The organism is Microbulbifer rhizosphaerae (assembly GCF_014191725.1).
GTDB lineage: Bacteria > Pseudomonadota > Gammaproteobacteria > Pseudomonadales > Cellvibrionaceae > Microbulbifer > Microbulbifer rhizosphaerae.
Genome location: NZ_JACHWZ010000013.1, coordinates 36,807 through 57,008, shown reverse-complemented (window position 1 = coordinate 57,008; position 20,202 = coordinate 36,807). Strand labels below are relative to the sequence as shown.

Sequence of the window (20,202 nt, the reverse complement as noted above, 5' to 3'; positions counted from 1 at the left end):
TGCTTGGGGTAGGCTGCTCGGCTGATTCGACTCGGAAAAAGCTATCGCGGGCTCTGCCGAGATGCCGGCGCTGGTGAGTACTACTATACGGTGATAGGGCATCTGGCCGTTTTCCTTTTCTACAGGGTGCTCCGTAGCTGTTCGCCTGCGAGCAGGCTCCTACAACACTAGCAGGCAAAGAACACCCAAAGCGGCTAGAATCCAGCACCCTGAGTTATTCCCGGTGCGCCAGATTATGAGCCCATCATTCCTCCCGCCCGAATGGGCGCCGCAATCGGCAGTGATGCTGACCTGGCCGCGCGCCGACGGTGACTTCGCGCGGCACTTTGATGCGGTGGAGCGCTGCTTCGTGGAGATAGCCGCGACCATCAGCCGCTACCAGAATGTGCATATCAACTACGGCTTGGAGCCGGCCCTTCTGCGCGACCGCCTGGTGTTGGCCGGGGCCCGGCCGGAGCGTCTCCATGTGTGCCGGGTGGAGAGTGACGATGTGTGGGTGCGGGATCACGGGCCCATTACCGTGTTCCGCGGCGGGCGCCCGCGGCATCTGGATTTCGTGTTCAACGGCTGGGGCGGCAAGTTCGCGGCCGGTCGCGACAACCAGGTCACGCGCAAGCTGGCGGAGCAGGGCGCGCTGGGGGCGGAAGTCGAAACACTGGATTTCGTGCTGGAGGGTGGTGCCATCGAGGTGGACGGCGCCGGCACCCTGCTCACCACCGAGCGCTGCCTGCTGGCGCCCACGCGTAATCCGCACTTGAACAAGACGCAGATAGAGGATTTCCTCAAGCCGCTGTTCGGGGTGGAGCGAGTGCTCTGGCTGCGCCACGGGGACCTGCTCGGCGACGACACCGACGGCCACATCGACACCATCGCCCGCTTCTGCGACGCCGGGACCATCGCCTACCAGGCCTGCGAGGATCGGGATGATGCGCATTTCGCGGACCTGCGGGCCATGGCCGCTGAGCTGGCCGCTTTCCGCCGTGCGGACGACCAGCCCTACAAGCTGGTGCCGCTGCCGCTGCCGACGCCGATTTACGACGAGGACGGCGGGCGCCTGCCGGCGGGCTATGCCAACTTTCTGATTATCAACGGCGCGGTGCTGGTGCCCGTCTATGGAGACAACAACGACGAGGAAGCCCTGGCGCGCCTGCGCCCCTGCTTCCCGGGCCGTGAAGTGATCGGCATCGACTGCCGCGCGCTGATCGAGCAGTACGGCAGCCTGCACTGTGTAACGATGCAGATACCGAGTGGGCAAATACCGCAAATCCCGGAGGCACTATGACCTCAAAAAAACCGAACCAGAAAATCCTGCGCGTCGGCCTGGTGCAGCAGGCGTGTTCCGACAACCGCGAGCAGACGGTGCAGGCGACCATCGCCGGCATCCGCGAGGCCGCCGCGCGCGGCGCGCAGCTGGTGCTGCTGCAGGAGCTGCACACCAGCCTGTATTTCTGCCAACACGAGAGCACGGACCTGTTCGATTTGGCCGAGCCGATTCCCGGCCCGTCCACCGAGCAGTTCGGCGCGCTGGCGAAGGAACTGGGTATAGTGCTCGTCATCTCCCTGTTCGAGCGGCGCGCGGCGGGCCTGTACCACAACACCGCGGTGGTGCTGGAGCGGGATGGCAGCATCGCGGGCATTTACCGCAAGATGCATATTCCGGATGACCCGGGCTACTACGAGAAGTTTTATTTCACTCCCGGGGACCTGGGCTTCCAGCCGATCGAGACCAGCGTCGGCAAGCTCGGCCTGCTGGTGTGCTGGGACCAGTGGTACCCGGAGGCGGCGCGCATGATGGCACTGGCGGGCGCCGACCTGCTGCTCTACCCCACCGCCATCGGCTGGAATCCGGTGGATGACGCGGCCGAACAGGCGCGGCAGCGCGATGCCTGGATCACCATCCAGCGCGCCCACGCAGTGGCCAACGGCCTGCCGGTGCTGGTGGCCAACCGGGTCGGTTTCGAGGCGGACCCATCGACGCAGACCCAGGGTTCGCAGTTCTGGGGCCACAGCTTTGTCGCCGGTCCCCAGGGCGAATTTATCGCGACTGCCGACGAGAGCGCGCAAGTGCTGGTGGCGGATGTGGATCTGGCGCGCAGCGAGAATGTGCGGCGCTGGTGGCCCTTCCTGCGCGACCGGCGGATCGAGGCCTATGGGGATCTGACCAAGCGCTATCGCGATTAATCGGTTTGCGGGCGTTGTGGGGGCAGACAGCGAGGGTGCCCGAGCCTTTGCAACTGCTGCCAGCGCCACAACCGGATATCTGTATCGAACCAGCAAGCGGCCACTGTCTTGGTGTCGGTGTAGAAGGCCTTGCCTGAACACCGGAGAATCATCACCTATGCGCAGAGTTTACAACCGCTAGCGAATAGGGGCTCTGTCTTAGGCCCCGTGATCAATATGAACAAAACGATCAATATCGCCTTTACATTTCCCACCCCGCGGTTGGGGGTTAACTTCTGTTGTCCGGATAGCCGGTGCAAGTAGCTTCCGCCAGCTGACCGGCGCGCTGCGGCGCGTACACCTAAAACTATAAAAAGGCGAATATGATGAGAATCTCCACCTCCGTGGGGCTGGTCTGTGCCAGCCTGTGGCTGGCCAGCAGTGCGCAAGCCAGCGACGATAACCAGAACCAGCTCAACCAACCAAACAGTGAATTCAATAGCAAGGCCGAAGTGCCCAGCCAGGGCGAAGCCGTGCCCGCGTTCTGGGAAAACCTGGAAATGGGCGGCCGCGTGCAATTGGATTACAACCAATTCGACGGCGCCTATAACGCCACTAACGAGGGCCGTACCGGTTCCAATCTCTTCCCCCGGCGGGTGCGGGCTTATATCGAATCCGAGCAGGGCGACTGGGACTACAAGCTGCTGATGGACTTCGCCGAAGAGGCGGAGGTCGTTATGGCGCGGCTGCGCTACAGCGGCTTCGATGGCGGCCCCACAATCCAGCTCGGCAAGCTGCGCGAGGACATCTCCCTGGAGGCCCTGTCCAGCAGCAAGTACCTGGTGATGATCGAGCGCAACAGTCTGGCAAACACCGTGTCCCCCTATTTCCGCTGGGGCGCCTCGGCCTACCAGTATTTCCCTTCCAGCGGCCTGCGCTATTCCTTCGGCGTGTACAAGAACGACGCCTTCGGCGGCAGCGGCGAGGACGACTACGAAGACCTCGACTACGCCGGCAGCGGCCGCCTGACCTGGGCGCCCTGGCGCGATCCGGGCAGGGTGCTGCACCTGGGACTCTGGGGCTCCTACCGGGAAATGTCCGGCGACGAACTGAGTCCCGCCTGGGCCAGGGGCGAGGTGCGCGAGACGCCGGTGCGGCTGGTGGATTACGCCGCTGGCGGCACCCCCGTGGCAGTGGATCACCTGACCCAGCAGGGCCTGGAACTGGCGGCCCAGTGGCAGGGCACGCTGTTGCAGGCGGAGTACGGCCGCCGCGAGCTGAATACCACCGACAGGTCATCGCCGCTGGATGGAGAGGACTTCGACGGCTACTCCCTGACCCTGAGCCACTTCCTCACCGGCGAGAGCCGGGAATACAGCGCGGGTCAGGGCGTCTTCAAGCAGCCCGCCGGGGTGCGCAATGCCTGGGAGCTGGCGACCCGCAGTTCGCGGGTAAACGCCAGCAGTGCCACCCAGGGGACCGACGTCACCACCCACACCCTGGGCGTTTCCTACTACTACGACCCCAGTATCAAATTCGCGCTCAACCTGGTGCGCTCCCGGGTCAGCGGCCCCGGCGCATTCGCGCTGGTGGGCGACGAGCGCGATGGCAATTCCCTGGTGCTGCGCGCCCAGTATCTGTTCTAGGAGGCAGTCATGATTTTATTTCCGAGTCCGGCAAGGACCATTAACGGGAAAACAACAATGCCGATAAGAATGCCACTCAAGCTGTTCGCCGCTGCGGCCCTGACGCTGGTTTCCAGCATGGCCATGGCCTTTGAGCCGCAGGGCAAGGTCGAATGTCTGGCGCCCGCCGATCCCGGTGGCGGCTGGGATTTCACGTGTCGCAGTATCGGCAAGGTGCTTGAGGATCTCCATCTGGTGCCGCGCAATGTCCAGACCATCAACATGGCGGGGGCCGGTGGCGGGGTCGCCTATGCCCACACTGTGAGCAAGCGGGCCGGTGACGAGCAACTGCTGGTCGCCGCCTCCACCGCGACCACCACGCGTCTTGCCCAGGGGCAGTTCCACGGGATGAACGCCGACATGGTCAACTGGATCGGCGCCGTGGGAGCCGATTACGGGATCATCGCTGTGTCTAAGGATTCCAAGTACCGGGACCTGCCGGCACTGATGGATGCACTCAAGAAAGACCCGCGCAGCGTCAAGTTTGCCGGTGGCAGCGCCAAGGGTGGCTGGGATCACCTCAAGGTGCTGATTGCCGCCAAGGCGGCGGGCGTCGAGAAGCTGCCGCGTATTTCCTACCTGTCGTACAACAACGGCGGTGAGGCCATGACCCAGGTGGTCGGCGGCCATGTGGATGCCTTTACCGGCGACATCTCCGAGGCCCAAGGCTTCATGAAATCCGGCGATTTGCGTGTGCTGGCCGTACTCTCCGAAAAGCGCCTGCCCGGCGATTTCTCCGACATCCCCACCGCCCGCGAGCAAGGGATCGATGCGCTGGGCCCCAACTGGCGTGGCTTCTACATGCCGGCGGATGTCTCGGATGAGGCCAAGCAGTACTGGATCGATGCCATGGATACCGTCTACGACAGCGAGGAGTGGCAGAGCGTCATGACCCGGAACGGATTGATGCCCTTCCATATGAGCGCTGACGAGTTCGAGAACTTCGTCAAGTCGCAGATTCAATCCATCGAAGACCTGTCCAAAGACATAGGGTTGATTCGGTAATGGCAATCAACGACCGCATCTTCGGGGTCCTGATGATCGTCCTGGCCGTCGCATACGGCTGGGGCGCCAGTCAATTCCCGGAGCCCTTCGGCGGGAGCGAAGCCGTCGGTCCCGATACCTTTCCCAGGCTATTGGCGGTGGTACTGGCGCTCTCGAGCCTGTATATGGTCGTGCGCCCCGATCCGGATAATGCCTGGCCGTGGAGCCGCACCGGGCTGGAGCTGATCATCGCCGTGGTGGTGCTGGTGCTCTACGCCATGCTGCTGCAGCCGTTGGGCTTTATCCTCAGTACCACCCTGGCGGTAGGCACGCTGTGCTGGCGTATGGGGGCGCGTCCGGCCAAGTCGTATGTCGCCGGAGCCGTCGCCGGCGTGGTGGTGTTCCTGCTGTTTAATTTCGCGCTCGACCTGTCGCTGCCGTTGGGTCTGCTCGCGTTCCTGGAGGTGAGCTGATGGAAACCATGAGCTTTCTGATCGACGGGTTCGGCGTGGCGCTGGCCCCGCACAATCTGATGTTCGCCCTGCTGGGGGCCTTCCTCGGCACCCTGATCGGGGGGCTTCCGGGGCTGGGGCCGGCCAATGGCGTGGCGATCCTGATTCCGCTGGCGTTCAGCCTGGGCCTGGCGCCGGAGACCGCGCTGATCATGCTCACCGCGGTTTATGCCGGTGCCATGTATGGCGGACGCATTTCGTCGATCCTGTTGAACATCCCCGGTGACGAGCCGGCCATGATGACCTGTCTGGACGGTTATCCCATGGCGCAGAAGGGCAAGGCCGCCGAGGCCCTGGCGATCTCCGCGGTCGCCTCGTTCATGGGCAGCTTGATTGCCACGGTCGGCTTGATTCTGCTGGCGCCGCTGTTGGCCAGGTTCGCGCTGACCTTCGGGCCGGCGGAGTATTTCGCGCTCTTCCTGCTGGCCTTCGCCACCCTGGGCGGGATCACTGGCAAGAATCCCATGAAGACGGTGGTCGCCGCGGCCATCGGCCTGATGATCGCCACCGTCGGCATCGATAACACCGGCGTCCAGCGCTTCACCTTCGAAATCCTGGAGCTCTACGAGGGGGTGGACTTCATCATCGCTATCGTCGGCCTGTTCGCGGTCTCTGAGCTGCTGTTCTTCATCGAGGAGCGGGCCGGCGGCGGCAAGGCGAAGATGGTCGTCAACAAGCTGAAGCTGTCGTGGAAGGACATCCGCGACATCATGCCCTCGAGTATCCGCGGTGGGGTCCTTGGCTTCATCGCCGGGGTGCTGCCGGGCGCGGGCGCCTCATTGGGCAGTTTCATCAGTTATACCCTGGAGAAGCGGGTGCTGGGGCGCAAGGGCAACTTCGGCGAGGGCGATCCGCGTGGTGTCGCCGCTCCCGAAGCGGGCAACAATGGGGCCTCCAGCGGGGCCCTGGTGCCCATGCTGACGCTCGGCGTGCCGGGCAGCGGGACCACCGCCGTGTTGCTGGCGCTGTTGATCTCATTGAACATTACACCGGGGCCGCTGATGTTCACCCAGAATGCGGATATCGTGTGGGGCGTGATTGCGGCACTGCTGGTCGGCAACTTCCTGTTGCTGGTGCTCAACATCCCGCTGGTGGGGATCTTCGTCCGGCTGCTGTCGGTGCCGCCGATGTATTTGCTGCCGATCGTGACCATGGTCGCCTTCGTCGGCATCTACTCGATCAGTAACACCACCTTCGACCTGTACTTCATGGTGGCCTTCGGGGTGGCCGGCTATGTGTTCCGCAAGCTGGAGATCCCCTTGGTGCCGATTATCCTCGGCCTGCTGTTGGGGCCGGAGATGGAAAAGAACCTGGGACATGCCTTGGAGATCTCCGACGGCGACTGGACGGTGCTGTGGAGCAGCGGCCTGGCCATCGGCCTGTGGACCTTCGCTATCGTGGGGTTGCTCCTGCCGACTATCGTCGGCCCCATCCTGCGTCGCCGAATGCGTCAGCAGGTGGGCGTCGCCGCATGATGCTGGGCCCGCACCGAGGTTGAATTTATGAAGGCTTCAAACGGGCGCTCAATAACGCTGCTGCACAAATATTGAGCAGGACTTAGAATGCGACAGATGTCCGTTTCGAGCCCCGCCCAGAAGGGCAGCGCAATATGGTGATGATCAGAGATTTCCCAACCCCGGTTGTCGGGAGGCTGGGTCGCTGGCGTATTCAGCGGCTGGAATCCCGGCTGATCCTGTGGGTGCTGCTGTTCAGCCTGCTGCAGGTGCTGCTCTTTGCCGGCGCCGGCCAGTACCTGCTCGAGCGCAGCGTGCGCGAGGAGGCCGGGCGCAAGGCGCTGAACCTGGCGCAACTGGTGGCCGAGTTGCCGCAGGTGCGCGAGGCCCTGGAGGCCGGGGTGGGCTCGAGCCGCGGCGATGCCCTGGCGGGTTTCATCGAGGGATTGCGGCGGCAGACGGACGCGGACTTTATCGTCGTCGGCGACACCCGGCTGCGGCGCTTGGCCCACCCGAAGCCCGATCGCCTGGGCAAGACCATGCAGGGCGGCGACAGCCAGGAAGTGCTCGCCGGCCGTTCCATTATTTCCTCCGCCCGGGGTTCCCTGGGCTTTTCGGTGCGCGGCAAGGCGCCGGTGCGCGATGCCGACGGCAGGGTAATCGGCCTGGTGTCCGTGGGTTTTCTCGACCGCTCGGTGGAATCCGTGCTCGCCGGCCGCTACCTGCAGTGGCTGCCCGCGGTGCTGGCGGTGCTTCTGGTGGGCGTGCTGTCCTCCCTGTGGATGGCCCGGCGGCTGCGCGCTGCCCTGTTTGGCTGGCAGCCCCACGAAATCGCCCGCCTGTTCGCCGAACAGAATGCCATTCTCGATACGGTGCGCTCGGGTATCGTCGCCCTGGACCCGGACGGCTGGGTGCAGAAGAGCAACCGCCGGGCGCGAGAGCTGCTGGAGGTGAAGGCGCCCGCGGCGGGCGGCCTGCACCTGCGCGACCTGTTCCCCGACCAGTCGGAATTCCTGCTCGAGAACCGGGAGCAGGTGCTGGACGGCGTGGAGGTCTACGCCGCCGGCCAGGAGCTGGTGCTGTTCCGCCGGCCGCTGCGGGTGGCCGGCGAGGTGCGCGGCCTCTTCCTGAGCTTCCGCCCCAAGGACGAGGTGGCTCAGGTGAGTCGGCAGCTGGCCCAGGTGGAAGCGTTCGCCGAACTCCTGCGGGTGCAGACCCATGACTACTCCAACAAACTCAATACTCTGGGCGCCCTGGTCCAGATGGGCGCCTACGACAAGGCGGTGGATCTGATCGGCCTGGAGAGCCGGGGGCACCAGGCGGTGGTCAACCAACTGCTGGAAAGCGCCGGCGAGCCGCTGCTGGCGGGGCTGCTGCTGGGCAAATACCACAAGGCCAAGGAGCAGGGCGTGGTGTTCGAGGTGGCCGAGGAGAGCACACTGGACGGGGCTTTGCCCGAGGTCCTGCTGGACCGCCTGGTGTCCATCCTCGGCAACCTGATCGACAATGCCATAGAGGCGGCGCGCAGCGGGCCGCGGCGACCACCCCGGGTACGGGTAACCTTCGACGACCTGGGGGATAATCTGGTCTTCGACGTGGAGGACAGCGGCACCGGTCTGCATCCGGAGCGGCTTGAGGCTCTGTTCCGCCCGGACTATTCCTCCAAATCCGGGCGCGAGCACGGGGTCGGACTCTATCTGGTGAAAACCTACGTGAGTGCTCTCGAGGGCACCCTGGAAGTGGGTCAGGCGGATCTGGGCGGCGCCCGTTTTACCGTTTACCTGCCCCGCCCGCCGGAGGATGAGGAGACAGCGCCATGACCTATTCGGTGGTGATCGTCGAAGACGAAAACGAGGTGGCGAGCCTGCTGGCGGAATACCTGCAGCGCGGCGACGATTTCCGGGTCACCGCCGTGGTGGGGGATCTGGCCGGCGGTCGCGCGCTGCTTGAGCGATACCAGCCGGATTTGCTATTGCTGGACGTCTACCTGCCCGACGGCAGCGGCCTGGACCTGCTGGCGGAGCTGCGCGCCGCCGGCCACGGCTGCGAGGTCATGATGATCACCGCCGCCTCCGAGGTGGCGTCCCTGGAGCGTGCGCTGCAACTGGGAGCCTTCGATTTCCTGGTCAAGCCGGTGCTGTTGCAGCGCCTGGACCGTGCCTTGAATACCTTCCTGCAACGCCAACACCGCCTGCGCCAGGCGCCGTCGGTGACCCAGTCCGTCGCCGACGCCCTGTTTTCCCGGGAGGGAGATTCGGGGGAGGCCGCCGCCCCCAGGCAGGCACGCCTGCCCAAGGGCATCGATGCCCTCACCCTGTCCCGGCTGCGCGAAGCGCTGGCCGAATCGCCGCGGGATTTCCTCAGTGCCCAGGAAGTCGGCCAGCGCGCCGGTGTCAGCCGCTCCACCGCCCGTCGCTACCTGGAATATCTGTTGCAGCGCCATGAACTGGAGGCCGACCACGCCTACGGCAGCATCGGCCGACCCGAGCGCCGCTACCGGCCGGTGCCCGGCTAGCCTCCTGGTCTCAAGGAAGGACCAGAGGCCCGGCAGCACCAGTAACAGCAGATGCGCTGGTACCGTTACCTCGACATTTATGTTGGTGAGAAAAAAGAAAATAAACCTGAAGGAAAACCGGCCGCTGATTTTTTCCGCTTTTGCCGGTGCTGTGGGCTCTCATTTTTTATACAGAATCAATCTTTTGTATTTAAGGGGCTTGGTCGTGCTGATGTGCACGGGCATGTTGATAAAATACTGTTCTTCAATGGGCTGGTTTAAGTTCGCTTGAGTAGAGGCTTAAATAGAGGCCTGCCCACTGCCGGGAAATAAAACTACCCAGTCACTGCAGGTGTGTTATAGTGCCGCGGCTGGTGGCAACGCCAGCTGCGTCATCTGTAGGCCGGCGAGCCGTCGGCACCTTTCCGGAACTCTTCCGAGCTTCCTCTGAATTCCCCTACTGAATGCCGCACCGGGCCCGTGCAGTCAAGAACTGCGCCGGCATGTTACGACAGCGGCAAATTGACCCCTGCGAAATTTACACTGCTGCCCTCGGGCGGTTGGGACATACTTTATGTTATTTGAAGATTTAGGACTGGCTCCGGAGCTGGCCCGTGCGGTAGCTGAACAGGGCTACGACAAACCCACGCCTATCCAGGCCCAGGCCATCCCCGTGGTAATGCGCGGCGGCGACGTGATGGCTGCGGCGCAGACCGGTACCGGCAAGACCGCCGGTTTTACCCTGCCGCTGCTACACCGACTGAAGGGCGGCAAGCCGGCGCGCAATAACGAAGTGCGCGCGCTGGTGCTGACCCCCACCCGCGAGCTGGCGGCCCAGGTGCACGACAATGTGCAGGGTTACGGCAAGTTCCTGCCGCTGCGTTCTGCAGTGGTATTCGGCGGAGTGAAGATCAATCCGCAGATGATGAAGTTGCGCGGCGGCGTGGACCTGTTGGTTGCTACGCCGGGTCGCCTGTTGGATCTGTACAACCAGCGCGCGATCAATTTTGAAAAACTGGAAGTGCTGGTACTGGATGAAGCCGACCGTATGCTGGATATGGGCTTTATCCACGATATCAAAAAGATCCTCGCGCGCCTGCCGAAAAACCGCCAGAACCTGATGTTCTCCGCGACCTTTTCCCCGGAAATCCGCCAACTGGCCAAGGGCCTGGTGCAGGACCCGGTGGAGATCGATGTGAGCCCGCGCAATACCGCCACGGAAACTGTGCAGCAGAAGCTGCACCCGGTGGACAAGACCCGCAAGTCGGCGCTGCTCAGCCACCTGATCCGCGAGAACGGCTGGCACCAGGCGCTGGTGTTCAGCCGCACCAAGCACGGCGCCAACAAGCTGGTCAAACAGCTGGAGGCGGACCGTATCCGCGCCGCGGCGATCCACGGCAACAAGAGCCAGAATCAGCGCACCAAGGCCCTGGCGGATTTCAAGGCCGGCAGGGTGCAGATACTGGTGGCCACGGATATCGCCGCGCGGGGTATCGATATCGACCAGCTGCCCCAGGTGGTGAATTTCGATTTACCCAATGTGCCCGAGGACTATGTGCACCGCATCGGCCGCACCGGCCGCGCTGGCGCCCGCGGGCAGGCGGTATCCCTGGTGAGCGCGGATGAAATCAAGCAGTTGAAGGATATCGAGCGGCTGATCAAGAAACCGATTCCGCGGGAAGAGATCGATGGCTTTGAGCCGGGTCACTCGCTGCCGGCTTCCGGCGCGGCAAACCGCGGCCACGGTGACGGCGGGCGAGGCAGGCAGGGCGCCGGACCGGGGCGTGGGAACGGCAATAATGGGCAGCGACGCGACGGGCAGCCGCGCGGCGATGCACAGCGTCCGCAACGGCGCAGAAGGCGGCCGGCGCGCACGGAATCCGCATAAGAACCCATTGCAGATACTCTGTCTCGAATCAAGCTCTTACTGACTTGTCGTACCGGCGCAAGCCGGTATCCAGCGTAGTGGTACTGGGTTCCGGTACCGGATCAAGTCCGGCATGACTTTCCTGCGCTGGAACGACAAAAGCAAGTTTTAGGGCGGCCCATGCTGCGCCTGTCCAGGCCCTTTCCAGGGCCTCCTCCAGATCACTCACGCAGTCTCCCCACCGGCTGCACCCTGAGAAAATAAGCTATCCTCGTTAACAGGTTGTGAGCCCTTTATCACTCTCAGTGATAGGGAAGCAACGCCCTGTGCGAGGCCCACCCATGGTCGATGCCGGCGATGATCAAAGATCCCCCAGGTCAAAGAAAAGGCGACGCCACCCGGCGCTGCTCGGTCTGCACCCAAGGGCGTGGGCCGTGCTGGCAGTGGGTCTGCTGTGTCTGCTGCTCACCTTTGGGGTCTGGTACTGGCTCTACACCACTGAGCAGACCATTGCACGGACTCGATTCGAGCTGTCCAGCGAAGTACTCATCGACGACATCGGCCGTAGTTTCGAAACCCGCCTCGCTATTCTCGAATTTTTCGGGGGGTTCTACCGGGCATCGGAGCTGGTCGAACGGCACGAATTCGCCGATTTCGCCGTCCCTTTTATCGATACCTTTCCCAGCCTGGAGTCGGTGTTTTGGGCCCCCAGAACGGAGGCGGACGGGCGGGCAGCCCATGAAACGCTCGGCCGGCAGGAACTGAATGACCAGTACCGGATCTGGCAGCCCCCCCCCGGGGAAAACGGCGCTTCGCAAAACGGGCTTCAGTCCCACTTTCCGGTATTCTTTCTGGAGGCCGCGCAGCCGGAATTCAGGGGCTTGCTGGGCCTGGACCTGGCATCCCTGCCGCTGGTTCGCCAGGCCATGATCCGAGCCCGTGATACCGGCAGGCCTGCTACTACGCCCCCGGTCGCCTTGCCCGGCCTGAAAGACGCGGCAACACCGCGCATCCTGGCCGTCCTGCCCATTTACGGGAGACCTTCCGCCACGGATTCCGTGGACGAACGCCGACAGGACCTGATCGGGTTCGTCGTCGCCATTCTGCGTCTCGATGAGATTGTCGAGAGGGCATTGGCCTACCTTCCCGACTGGGAGTTCGAGATCGTCCTCTTGGACGCCAGTGGCTCCCTGTCAATCCCGGTGTACAGGCGTGTTCCCCAGGAAACCGCCCCAAAAGACCATCGGGGATCGCTCAGCTATACCCGTTTGCTGACCGTTGCGGGACACCCCTGGCTGGTTGAGGTAAACGCGCTGGAACCCTTCGAGCCCGGTTGGATCCGGGCCCCCGATATCGCCCTCGCCGTAGGTCTGCTGAGCACCGGTCTGATCGTCGCCTACCTGATGCTGCTGATGCGACAGACCAGCCGGGTGGAGCAGCTCGTTAAAGAGCGCACGGCCGACCTCCAGTCCGCCAACCAGCGGCTTGAACAGCAGACCGTCGATCTGCTCGAGATGGGGGACAACCTGAAAACCGCCAAGGAACAGGCGGAGGCGGCAACGCAGGCTAAGAGTCAGTTTCTGGCCAACATGAGCCACGAAATCCGCACCCCCATGAACGGCATCATCGGCATGGCCGAACTGATGATGGACACCAAGCTGACGCCCCAACAGCGGGATTACCTGCGGGTTATCGACCAGTCGGCGGACTTGCTGCTGCGGGTCATCAACGAGATCCTGGATTTCTCCAAGATCGAAGCCGGCAAGATCGAGCTGGAGTCCATGCCCTTCGCGCTGCGCGACACCCTGGTGGACATGCTGCAAACCCTGGCGGTGAAGGCCGCCATCAAGGACCTGGAGCTGGTCTACCACATACCGCCCGAGGTGCCGGACCGGCTGCTGGGTGATCCGGGTCGGTTGCGGCAGGTGCTGCTGAACCTTGTGGGCAATGCCATCAAATTCACCGAGCACGGCGAAGTGGTCGTGGACATTTCCGTCGAGTCCCAGGACAACGCGTGGGTGCGCCTCCGCTTTTCCGTGTGCGACACCGGGCCGGGCATCCCCCGGGAATTCCAGAAATCCATCTTCGAAGTCTTCGAGCAGGCCGGTGTCGGTGTCTCACGGCGCTACGGCGGCAGCGGTCTCGGTCTCAGCATAGCGGCCCAACTCGTCCACCTGATGGGCGGCGAGATCGCCCTGGAAAGCGAGGAGGGCAAGGGGGCCAATTTCCATTTCAGCCTGCCTTTCCCGTTGGCGGCGGACCGAGCGGACAGCGGCATCGAACGGGAACCGGTGCACCTGCACGACCTGGGGGTGCTGGTGGTCGACGACAACCAGACCAACCGCACCGTTCTCGAAGAGATACTGCAAAGCTGGCAAATGGCGCCCACGGCGGTGGCCGATGGCGAAGAGGCCCTGGAGGTACTGCGCCGGTCCGGCGAGGACATTGCTCTGGTGATCAGTGATCTGCGGATGCCGGAAATGGACGGCGTCGAACTGGCACGCCATATCGGCCAGCTCGGCCTGCCCCACCTGCCCGGGGTCATCCTGCTGTCCTCCGCCGACACCGGCGGGGGCCGCTACCTGGACGCCGGCGGACAGGTAGCGGCCTGGCTCACCAAGCCGGTGCGCCAGTCGGCCCTGTTGAATGCCATCGTCGAGGTCATGGGGCTGGCGGGCCGGGAAGAGCCCGAGGCGGCCCCGACTGGCGCGGAAGCCCCTCGCCTCCGGCCGCTGCGCATCCTGGTGGCCGAGGACAATAAGGTCAACCAGGCCGTCGCCAGCAAGAGCCTCGGCAAACAGGGTCACCGGGTGGTGCTGGTGGACGACGGCCAACAGGCCGTGACCGCCTGGGAATCCGGCGGTTTCGATCTGATCCTGATGGACGTGGAAATGCCTGAAATTGACGGACTGGACGCCACCCGCGAGATCCGCGCAAGGGAACAGGATACGGACAGCCACATTCCCATCATTGCCATGACTGCCCATGCCCTGGCGGGGGACCGGGAGCGCTGCCTGAAGGCGGGCATGGACGGCTACGTCGCCAAGCCGCTGCGGATCCGGGTATTGGAGGAGGAAATCGCCAGGGTGATACCCGGCGCCGCCGGCTCCCCCGAAGGGCCCGAACCGGGGGAACCACAGTGAAACAGGAGGGCACCATGAGCACTTTCGAATGGCACAAAGCGCTGGCCGACCTGGACGGCGACGAGGAGATCCTGCGCGATCTGGCGGAGGTCTTTCTCGCTGAAGCCGATGCCATGACGGATGCCGTCCGCAACGCTGTGGAGTGGCAGCACGCAGCCGAACTGCGCCGCTCCGCCCACAGCCTGAAGGGCGCGGTGCGCGTGTTTCACGCAGATGCCGCCGCCGCCGCCGCCTTTCATCTGGAAACGCTGGGTCGCGACGCCAACTTCCAGGGCGCGGACCGGGCCCTGGCTAAGCTGGAAGAGGAAGTCGGCCGTCTGTGCAGGGAACTCGGGAATCACCTGCAAAACGAACCCCCCCCGGCCAGCTGACCCCCGACAGCTGGCCGGGCCCGACACGGGAGGAACAGACCTTGGAGATGCGCCCGCTCAGGGTATTGCTGGTGGAAGACAACCCGGTTTACCGGCGCCTGATCGAAAAGCTGCTCGCCGGCAGCCAATACCCCTCTTTCGACGTCACCTCCGTCGACCGCTTGTCGGCCGCGTTCGACAGCCTCGACCGGCAGGCGTTCGACGTGGTGCTGCTCGATCTCCTGCTGCCGGACAGCGAGCCCCACGAAACCTTCTTCCGCCTGCGCGGCCGGGCGCCGGACACCGCCATCGTCATCCAGACGGGATTCGACGACGTCACCCTGGCCTCGAAGGCGGTGGAGGGCGGCGCCCAGGATTACCTGATCAAGGACCGCATCGGGCGGGTTGGCCTGGTGCGCTCGATCCGCTACGCGGTGGAGCGGATGCGGGCCCGCAGCGCGGAGTGGGCCTCCGGTATGTTCCACCTCGCCCAACAGCAGTTCCTCAAGGCCGCCTACATCGTCGAACTCGATGACAACGTGCGCCAGCGACTGCTGTTTCCAGAGCGGGCCCAGGTGGCGGCCCTGTCCTTCCGGCGCGACCAACACGGCCAGGTGGAAACCGTGTTCGGCTACCGGGTGCAGCACGTGCTGGCCATGGGGCCCACCAAGGGGGGGATCCGCTATCATCAGGGGGTTGATCTGGGCGAGGTCGCGGCACTGGCGATGTGGATGACCTGGAAGTGCGCCCTGATGCGGCTGCCCTTCGGCGGCGCCAAGGGTGGCATCCGCATCAACCCGCTGGATCTGTCGCGCACCGAGTTGCAGCGCCTGACACGGCGCTACACCCTCTCGTTTATCGACATTATCGGCCCGGACATGGATATCCCGGCCCCCGACATGGGCACCAACGAACAGGTGATGGCCTGGATCATGGACACCTACAGCCGGCGCGTCGGTTACACCGTGCCCGCGGTGGTCACTGGTAAACCGGTGGTGCTCGGCGGCTCCCAGGGGCGCACCGAAGCCACCGGGCGCGGCCTGATGTACTGCATCGTCGAAGCCGCCCGCCACCTCGGGCTCGATCTCAGGCAGTGCACCGCGGCGGTCCAGGGTTTTGGCAACGTCGGCGCCCACACCGCCCGTTTCTTGGAGGAAAACGGCGTCAAGGTGATCGCCGTCAGCGATGTGAGCACTGCGGTACACAATCCGGGAGGGCTCGACATCGACGACCTGGAGGCCCACGTCGCCAAGCGCCGCTTTCTGGAAGGCTACCCCGGTGGCGAGCACATCACCAACAGCGAACTGCTGGAACTGCCCTGCGACATTCTCGCGCTGGCGGCCCTGCAAAATCAGGTCACCATCGACAATGTGCAGCGCATCAATTGCAAGATCCTCGCCGAGGGCGCCAACGGCCCCACCACCCTGGAAGCCGACGAAGTACTGAGTGAAAAGGGCATCTTCGTGCTGCCGGACATCCTCGCCAACGCGGGTGGCGTCACCGTTTCCTACTTTGAATGGGTGCAGGGCATGCAGAACTTCATGTGGACGCTGGAGGAGGTCAATACCCGGCTCCACGCAATTATGACCGACGCCTTCCGTCGCACCCTGACCCGGGCGGAAAGGGAAGGCACGGACATGCGCACTGCCGCGCTCATCGAGGCGCTCGACCGGGTCAGGCAGGCGGAACTGTTGCGGGGACTGTTCCCTTGAAGGAAATGCCTGTGCTCAATAAGAAGAAGGGCAACAACTATCCCGCGCCTGATAATGATCCCGAGGTTACAGGGTTTTGTGGTTGTCCATATAGTCCAGCGCCAGTTGGGTGATCGCCCTGGTGCCCACCTTGAGTGCGCTCTCGTCCACATAGAACTCCGGTGAGTGATTGCTGGCGGCGGTGGCCGGGTCTTCGCCCGCGGGGGTTACGCCCAGGAAATAGTAGAAGCCGGGCACCTCGTTGGCGAAATAGGAGAAATCCTCGGCGCCGGTGATCTTGGGCACTTCAATCACGCGCTTCTCGCCGGCGGCGGCCCGCAGGGTCGGTAGTACCGCCTGGGTCAGCGCCGGATCGTTGACGGTGACCGGGTAACCTTCGAGGATCTCCACTTCCGCCCTGGCGCCGGCGCTCTCGGCGATATGTTTCACCGTGGTCTGCAGCTTCTCGAAGATCTGCCGGCGGTTGTCCATATCGAAGTTGCGGATGGTGCCGTTCAAAAACACCGAATCGGGGATGATGTTGTTGCGCACCCCGCCGTCGATCTTGCCAAAGGACACCACCGCCGGTTCCCTGGTGATATCGATCTGGCGGCTGATGATGGTCTGGGTGCCGAGCACGATCTGCGCGGCGGTGGTAATCGGGTCCACGCCGCCCCAGGGGCGGGAGCCGTGGGTCTGGCGGCCGTGCACGGTGATGCGGAACTCGTCGGAGCTGGCCATCAGCGGGCCGGTGCGATAGCCGATCACGCCGGCGGGCAGGTTGGAGGTGACATGCTGGCCGAAGGCCACGTCCGGCTTGTATTTCTTGAACAGCCCCTCTTTCAGCATCAGCGCGGCGCCGCCCTCCTCGCCGTCCGGTGCGCCCTCCTCGGCGGGTTGGAACACGAACAGCACATTGCCATGCAATTGCTCGCGCATGCCGGCGAGTATCTCCGCCGCACCCATCAGCATGGCCACATGGGTGTCGTGGCCGCAGGCGTGCATCACGCCCACTTCCTCGCCGTTGTAGGTGGTCTTCACCTTGGAGGCGAATGGCACGTCCACCCGCTCGGACACCGGCAGCGCATCCATATCCGCGCGCAGGGCCACCGTGGGGCCGGGTTTGCCGCCCTTGAGCAGGGCGACCACGCCGGTATGGGCCACGCCGGTCTCCACCTGCATGCCCAAGGATTTCAGGTGGCTGGCGATGTACTTGGCGGTTTCGAACTCGCGGTTGCCCAGTTCCGGGTTGCGGTGGATATGGCGGCGCCATTCGATGACTTTGGATTCAGTTTTGTTCAGCAACTGGTCCGCGTCGGCGGCTGTCGCCGGTCCGGCGCCCAGCAGGGCCGTCCCCAGGGCGAAAGGCAGGAATACTCTTTTCACGGTGGTGTTCCTTGTTTTTCGTGATTGTCGCTGGATTCTAACGCAGTTTTCACGCCAGTCCGGCAATTGGCCTTTCCCAACACATCACCGCGCTGGTGTGGAAGGGCATGTTTCACCCCCAGTTCGGCGTTATCAACCTGGCGCTGCTGTTCTGCTATACCCTGTGGCAGATGCGTTTCTCCAAAGCCCTGAGCAAAGCGCAGCGTGCCCATCAGGTCCGAAGTGATGGGCACGTCGCCGCGCTCCTTTGCCCATTCTACGAGCCGTGCGGGAAAAATCTTGCGGGATATCTTTTCCTGGCGCTTTGCGATGTTGTTGTTCGCCACCGCGATTGTAATTTACCCCTGCTTATGGGTTGTGAGCCTGGCATTTTCCGGCCAACAAGTCCGCGCTGCTGGAGGGGACATCGCGCCCGCAGATTTTCCGCAAAATCATCCTGCCCCTGGCGCGCCCGGCCATCGCCGTGACCGGGCTGTTCTCATTTATGACCGCCTGGAACGAATTTATCCTCGCCTCCATTTTTATGGACGACGAATCCCTGTACACGGTGCCGGTAGGACTGCGCTTCTTCGTCAACGACTACGCCTCCGAGTGGGACTTCTTCGCCGCCGGCTCCATACTGGTTTCCCTGCCGGTGATTGCGTTATTTATTGTGCTGCAGCGTTTTCTGGTTTTGGGACTTTCTTCCGGAGCGGTCAAAGGTTAGAAAAATACCGCTGCATGGCCTATCTTTTGGCGAATTGCTTGGAAGTGTATAAGGAAGATTGTGTGACCAAATTTATCAAAAACATCAAAAAGGAATCTCTCTACCAGTCGTGGTCGAGGCTCGAAAAATATACATTTGATTTCCGCAGGGAGGACGGCGCTTGGGAGACCCAGCAAAGGGAAGTCTATGATCGCGGAGATGGCGCTGCCGTGTTGTTGTTCAGTCCCCGCAGGGGGACGGTAATCTTAACCCGCCAGTTTCGCCTGCCGACTTTCCTGAATGGAAACAGCAATGGAATGCTGGTTGAAGCCTGCGCAGGGGCTTTGGATGGGGATGACCCGTATGTCTGCATACTTCGTGAAATTGAGGAGGAGACGGGTTACCGGGTGGGGGAGGTGAAAAAAGTATTTGAAGCTTATATGTCTCCAGGCTCGGTTACTGAGATTTTGCATTTTTTTACTGCCGAGTATTCGGATGAAATGCGGGTCTCCGGCGGTGGCGGTGTGGGCGACGAGCAGGAATATATTGAAGTCCTGGAATATGGCCTCGAAAAGGCTTAGGCGCTGCCGGTGGCGGAATCAAATCCCCCGCTGATCCATAGGAGATGGCGGAGTCCATCATCCAGCTCGGCAGCCGCTCGGACCATTGGGAAGCCTGGCTCAGGAGAGGGCTGGGGTGCTTTTGCGTACTATAAATTCGTAGGGCAGGACCGTTTCGGTCTGCTGCAACTCCTGGCCTTCGATCAGTTCCAGCAGGGTATTGAACCCGATGCGGCCCAGCTCTTCGGCGGGTTGGGCAACCGTCGTCAGGGGCGGGTCGCTGTAGCGGGCGAACTCGATATCGTCGAAACCGGTGATGGACATATCCTCCGGTACGCGAATACCCGCGGACTTGAGGCCCTGGATACAGCCGATGGCCATTTCATCGTTCATCGAGAATATGGCCGTGGGGCGGTTTTTCATGCGGGCAAAATGGCTGGCCGCCATCAGTCCCGACCCCATGGTGAAATCGCCATTGACCAGCAGGTCGGGGTCATAGGGGATATCTGCCTTGTGCAGGGCCTCCCGATAACCGCGCAGGCGGTCGCGGGAGTGGGGGTTGTCGCGCAGGCCGGCGAGGACGCCGATCCTGCGGTGGCCTTGTCCGATTAAATATTGAACGATCTCGCCTGCGGCGCCGGCGTTATCGATGCGCACCGACGGGTAGGGAGTATCCTCGCAGCCGCAGGTCGAAACCATGGGGATGTCCGCCTCTGGCTCCAGGGACTCGCCGGGAACATGGGGGCGTAACTGCAGTATGCCGTCCGCCTGGCGGGTCTCCACCAGTTTGGTGTAATCGCGCTCGCGGGCGATGGAGTCCCTGGTGTCTCCCAGCAGGACGCTATAGCCCTTTTGCTGGGCGGCGTCCTCTATTCCCCGGATAACGGTGGCGAAAAACAGGTTGGAGATATTGGGCACCAGGACAACGATCGAGTAGGCGCGTACGGCACGAAAGTTACGGGCCATCATGTTGGGCCGGTACTTTACCTTCTCGATCGCAGCGTTGACCTTGGCCAGCGCCTCTTTCGAGACTTTTTCCGGATGGCTGAGCGCCCGGGATACCGTGGCAATTGAAACCCCGGCAACTCGTGACACTTCCCTGATATTCGACATTATGGCGACCGTAACAAGCTGGGTGGCACGGCTGGTGCCTGCGTTAAAGCGAAGGCAACTTACCGCAAATTGTTGAGAAGCTCTAGCAAATTTGAGTGTAACCGGTTACATTATACCG

18 protein-coding genes are annotated in these 20,202 nt (G+C 63.1%); 15 read left to right on the top strand and 3 right to left on the bottom strand.

Going from position 1 to position 20,202, the window contains the following annotated elements:
- The first annotated feature begins 235 nt into the window (after nucleotides 1-235).
- The 13 genes from FHS09_RS14115 to FHS09_RS14055 all read left to right on the top strand — a co-directional run bounded on the left by FHS09_RS14115 (nucleotide 236) and on the right by FHS09_RS14055 (nucleotide 16,361).
- Nucleotides 236-1,282 (top strand): agmatine deiminase family protein, encoded by a 1,047-nt coding sequence (locus tag FHS09_RS14115; RefSeq protein WP_183460998.1) that lies wholly within the window; start codon nucleotides 236-238, stop codon nucleotides 1,280-1,282.
- A complete protein-coding gene (locus FHS09_RS14110; RefSeq protein WP_281383151.1) occupies nucleotides 1,279-2,181 on the top strand; it encodes a carbon-nitrogen hydrolase in 903 nt (300 codons plus the stop codon). Before FHS09_RS14115 ends, FHS09_RS14110 begins: the two co-directional genes overlap by 4 nt.
- A gap of 362 nt (nucleotides 2,182-2,543) precedes the next feature.
- Nucleotides 2,544-3,806: an OprO/OprP family phosphate-selective porin gene (locus FHS09_RS14105; RefSeq protein WP_183460996.1), complete on the top strand. Its 1,263-nt coding sequence runs from the start codon at nucleotides 2,544-2,546 to the stop codon at nucleotides 3,804-3,806.
- Nucleotides 3,807-3,863: 57 nt separating this feature from the next.
- The gene (locus FHS09_RS14100; protein ID WP_183460994.1) at nucleotides 3,864-4,850 is read left to right on the top strand and encodes a Bug family tripartite tricarboxylate transporter substrate binding protein; all 987 of its coding nucleotides are present in this window, start codon (nucleotides 3,864-3,866) and stop codon (nucleotides 4,848-4,850) included.
- Entirely contained in the window at nucleotides 4,850-5,302 is a 453-nt protein-coding gene (locus FHS09_RS14095; RefSeq protein WP_183460993.1) for a tripartite tricarboxylate transporter TctB family protein, read from the top strand. The genes FHS09_RS14100 and FHS09_RS14095 overlap by 1 nt, the downstream gene beginning before the upstream one ends.
- Complete coding sequence (locus FHS09_RS14090; RefSeq protein ID WP_183460991.1) at nucleotides 5,302-6,816, top strand: tripartite tricarboxylate transporter permease; 1,515 nt, start codon at nucleotides 5,302-5,304, stop codon at nucleotides 6,814-6,816. Before FHS09_RS14095 ends, FHS09_RS14090 begins: the two co-directional genes overlap by 1 nt.
- Nucleotides 6,817-6,956: 140 nt before the next feature.
- Complete coding sequence (locus tag FHS09_RS14085) at nucleotides 6,957-8,615, top strand: sensor histidine kinase (protein WP_183460989.1); 1,659 nt, start codon at nucleotides 6,957-6,959, stop codon at nucleotides 8,613-8,615.
- Nucleotides 8,612-9,310 (top strand): response regulator, encoded by a 699-nt coding sequence (locus tag FHS09_RS14080; protein WP_183460987.1) that lies wholly within the window; start codon nucleotides 8,612-8,614, stop codon nucleotides 9,308-9,310. Before FHS09_RS14085 ends, FHS09_RS14080 begins: the two co-directional genes overlap by 4 nt.
- Nucleotides 9,311-9,361: 51 nt before the next feature.
- Complete coding sequence (locus FHS09_RS14075; RefSeq protein WP_183460985.1) at nucleotides 9,362-9,571, top strand: hypothetical protein; 210 nt, start codon at nucleotides 9,362-9,364, stop codon at nucleotides 9,569-9,571.
- 292 nt (nucleotides 9,572-9,863) lie between these two features.
- Nucleotides 9,864-11,177 carry a DEAD/DEAH box helicase gene (locus FHS09_RS14070; RefSeq protein ID WP_183460983.1) on the top strand — a complete coding sequence of 438 codons (1,314 nt, stop codon included), beginning with the start codon at nucleotides 9,864-9,866 and terminating at the stop codon, nucleotides 11,175-11,177.
- Between the two features lie 413 nt (nucleotides 11,178-11,590).
- Nucleotides 11,591-14,299, top strand: a complete 2,709-nt coding sequence (locus FHS09_RS14065) for a response regulator (protein ID WP_221192008.1) — start codon at nucleotides 11,591-11,593, stop codon at nucleotides 14,297-14,299.
- Nucleotides 14,300-14,313: 14 nt separating this feature from the next.
- The gene (locus tag FHS09_RS14060) at nucleotides 14,314-14,670 is read left to right on the top strand and encodes an Hpt domain-containing protein (protein WP_183460979.1); all 357 of its coding nucleotides are present in this window, start codon (nucleotides 14,314-14,316) and stop codon (nucleotides 14,668-14,670) included.
- Nucleotides 14,671-14,717: 47 nt separating this feature from the next.
- Entirely contained in the window at nucleotides 14,718-16,361 is a 1,644-nt protein-coding gene (locus FHS09_RS14055) for a Glu/Leu/Phe/Val dehydrogenase dimerization domain-containing protein (protein WP_221192007.1), read from the top strand.
- A gap of 66 nt (nucleotides 16,362-16,427) precedes the next feature.
- Here the strand turns inward: FHS09_RS14055 and FHS09_RS14050 are convergent, their stop codons facing one another.
- Nucleotides 16,428-17,726, bottom strand: a complete 1,299-nt coding sequence (locus FHS09_RS14050; RefSeq protein ID WP_183460975.1) for an amidohydrolase — start codon at nucleotides 17,724-17,726, stop codon at nucleotides 16,428-16,430.
- On the bottom strand, nucleotides 17,723-18,052 hold the full coding sequence (locus FHS09_RS14045; protein WP_183460973.1) for a hypothetical protein: 330 nt from the start codon (nucleotides 18,050-18,052) through the stop codon (nucleotides 17,723-17,725). Before FHS09_RS14045 ends, FHS09_RS14050 begins: the two co-directional genes overlap by 4 nt.
- Nucleotides 18,053-18,117: 65 nt before the next feature.
- Here FHS09_RS14045 and FHS09_RS14040 point away from each other — a divergent pair, with 65 nt between their 5' ends.
- Both FHS09_RS14040 and FHS09_RS14035 read left to right on the top strand, forming a co-directional pair.
- A complete protein-coding gene (locus tag FHS09_RS14040) occupies nucleotides 18,118-18,432 on the top strand; it encodes an ABC transporter permease subunit (protein ID WP_183461172.1) in 315 nt (104 codons plus the stop codon).
- 62 nt (nucleotides 18,433-18,494) lie between these two features.
- Nucleotides 18,495-18,992, top strand: coding sequence for an NUDIX domain-containing protein (locus tag FHS09_RS14035; protein ID WP_183460971.1), 498 nt, complete (start codon nucleotides 18,495-18,497; stop codon nucleotides 18,990-18,992).
- 99 nt (nucleotides 18,993-19,091) lie between these two features.
- Here FHS09_RS14035 and FHS09_RS14030 read toward each other — a convergent pair whose 3' ends face one another.
- Nucleotides 19,092-20,084 carry a LacI family DNA-binding transcriptional regulator gene (locus FHS09_RS14030; RefSeq protein WP_183460969.1) on the bottom strand — a complete coding sequence of 331 codons (993 nt, stop codon included), beginning with the start codon at nucleotides 20,082-20,084 and terminating at the stop codon, nucleotides 19,092-19,094.
- Between the last annotated feature and the right edge of the window lie 118 nt (nucleotides 20,085-20,202).

Coding starts and splice junctions, on each gene's coding strand:
- FHS09_RS14060 (WP_183460979.1), top strand. CDS start 14,314: ATGAGCACTTTCGAATGGCACAAAGCGCTGGCCGACCTGGACGGCGAC.
- FHS09_RS14085 (WP_183460989.1), top strand. CDS start 6,957: ATGATCAGAGATTTCCCAACCCCGGTTGTCGGGAGGCTGGGTCGCTGG.
- FHS09_RS14115 (WP_183460998.1), top strand. CDS start 236: ATGAGCCCATCATTCCTCCCGCCCGAATGGGCGCCGCAATCGGCAGTG.
- FHS09_RS14095 (WP_183460993.1), top strand. CDS start 4,850: ATGGCAATCAACGACCGCATCTTCGGGGTCCTGATGATCGTCCTGGCC.
- FHS09_RS14100 (WP_183460994.1), top strand. CDS start 3,864: ATGCCGATAAGAATGCCACTCAAGCTGTTCGCCGCTGCGGCCCTGACG.
- FHS09_RS14030 (WP_183460969.1), bottom strand. CDS start 20,084: ATGTCGAATATCAGGGAAGTGTCACGAGTTGCCGGGGTTTCAATTGCC.
- FHS09_RS14070 (WP_183460983.1), top strand. CDS start 9,864: ATGTTATTTGAAGATTTAGGACTGGCTCCGGAGCTGGCCCGTGCGGTA.
- FHS09_RS14075 (WP_183460985.1), top strand. CDS start 9,362: ATGCGCTGGTACCGTTACCTCGACATTTATGTTGGTGAGAAAAAAGAA.
- FHS09_RS14110 (WP_281383151.1), top strand. CDS start 1,279: ATGACCTCAAAAAAACCGAACCAGAAAATCCTGCGCGTCGGCCTGGTG.
- FHS09_RS14090 (WP_183460991.1), top strand. CDS start 5,302: ATGGAAACCATGAGCTTTCTGATCGACGGGTTCGGCGTGGCGCTGGCC.
- FHS09_RS14055 (WP_221192007.1), top strand. CDS start 14,718: ATGCGCCCGCTCAGGGTATTGCTGGTGGAAGACAACCCGGTTTACCGG.
- FHS09_RS14080 (WP_183460987.1), top strand. CDS start 8,612: ATGACCTATTCGGTGGTGATCGTCGAAGACGAAAACGAGGTGGCGAGC.
- FHS09_RS14105 (WP_183460996.1), top strand. CDS start 2,544: ATGATGAGAATCTCCACCTCCGTGGGGCTGGTCTGTGCCAGCCTGTGG.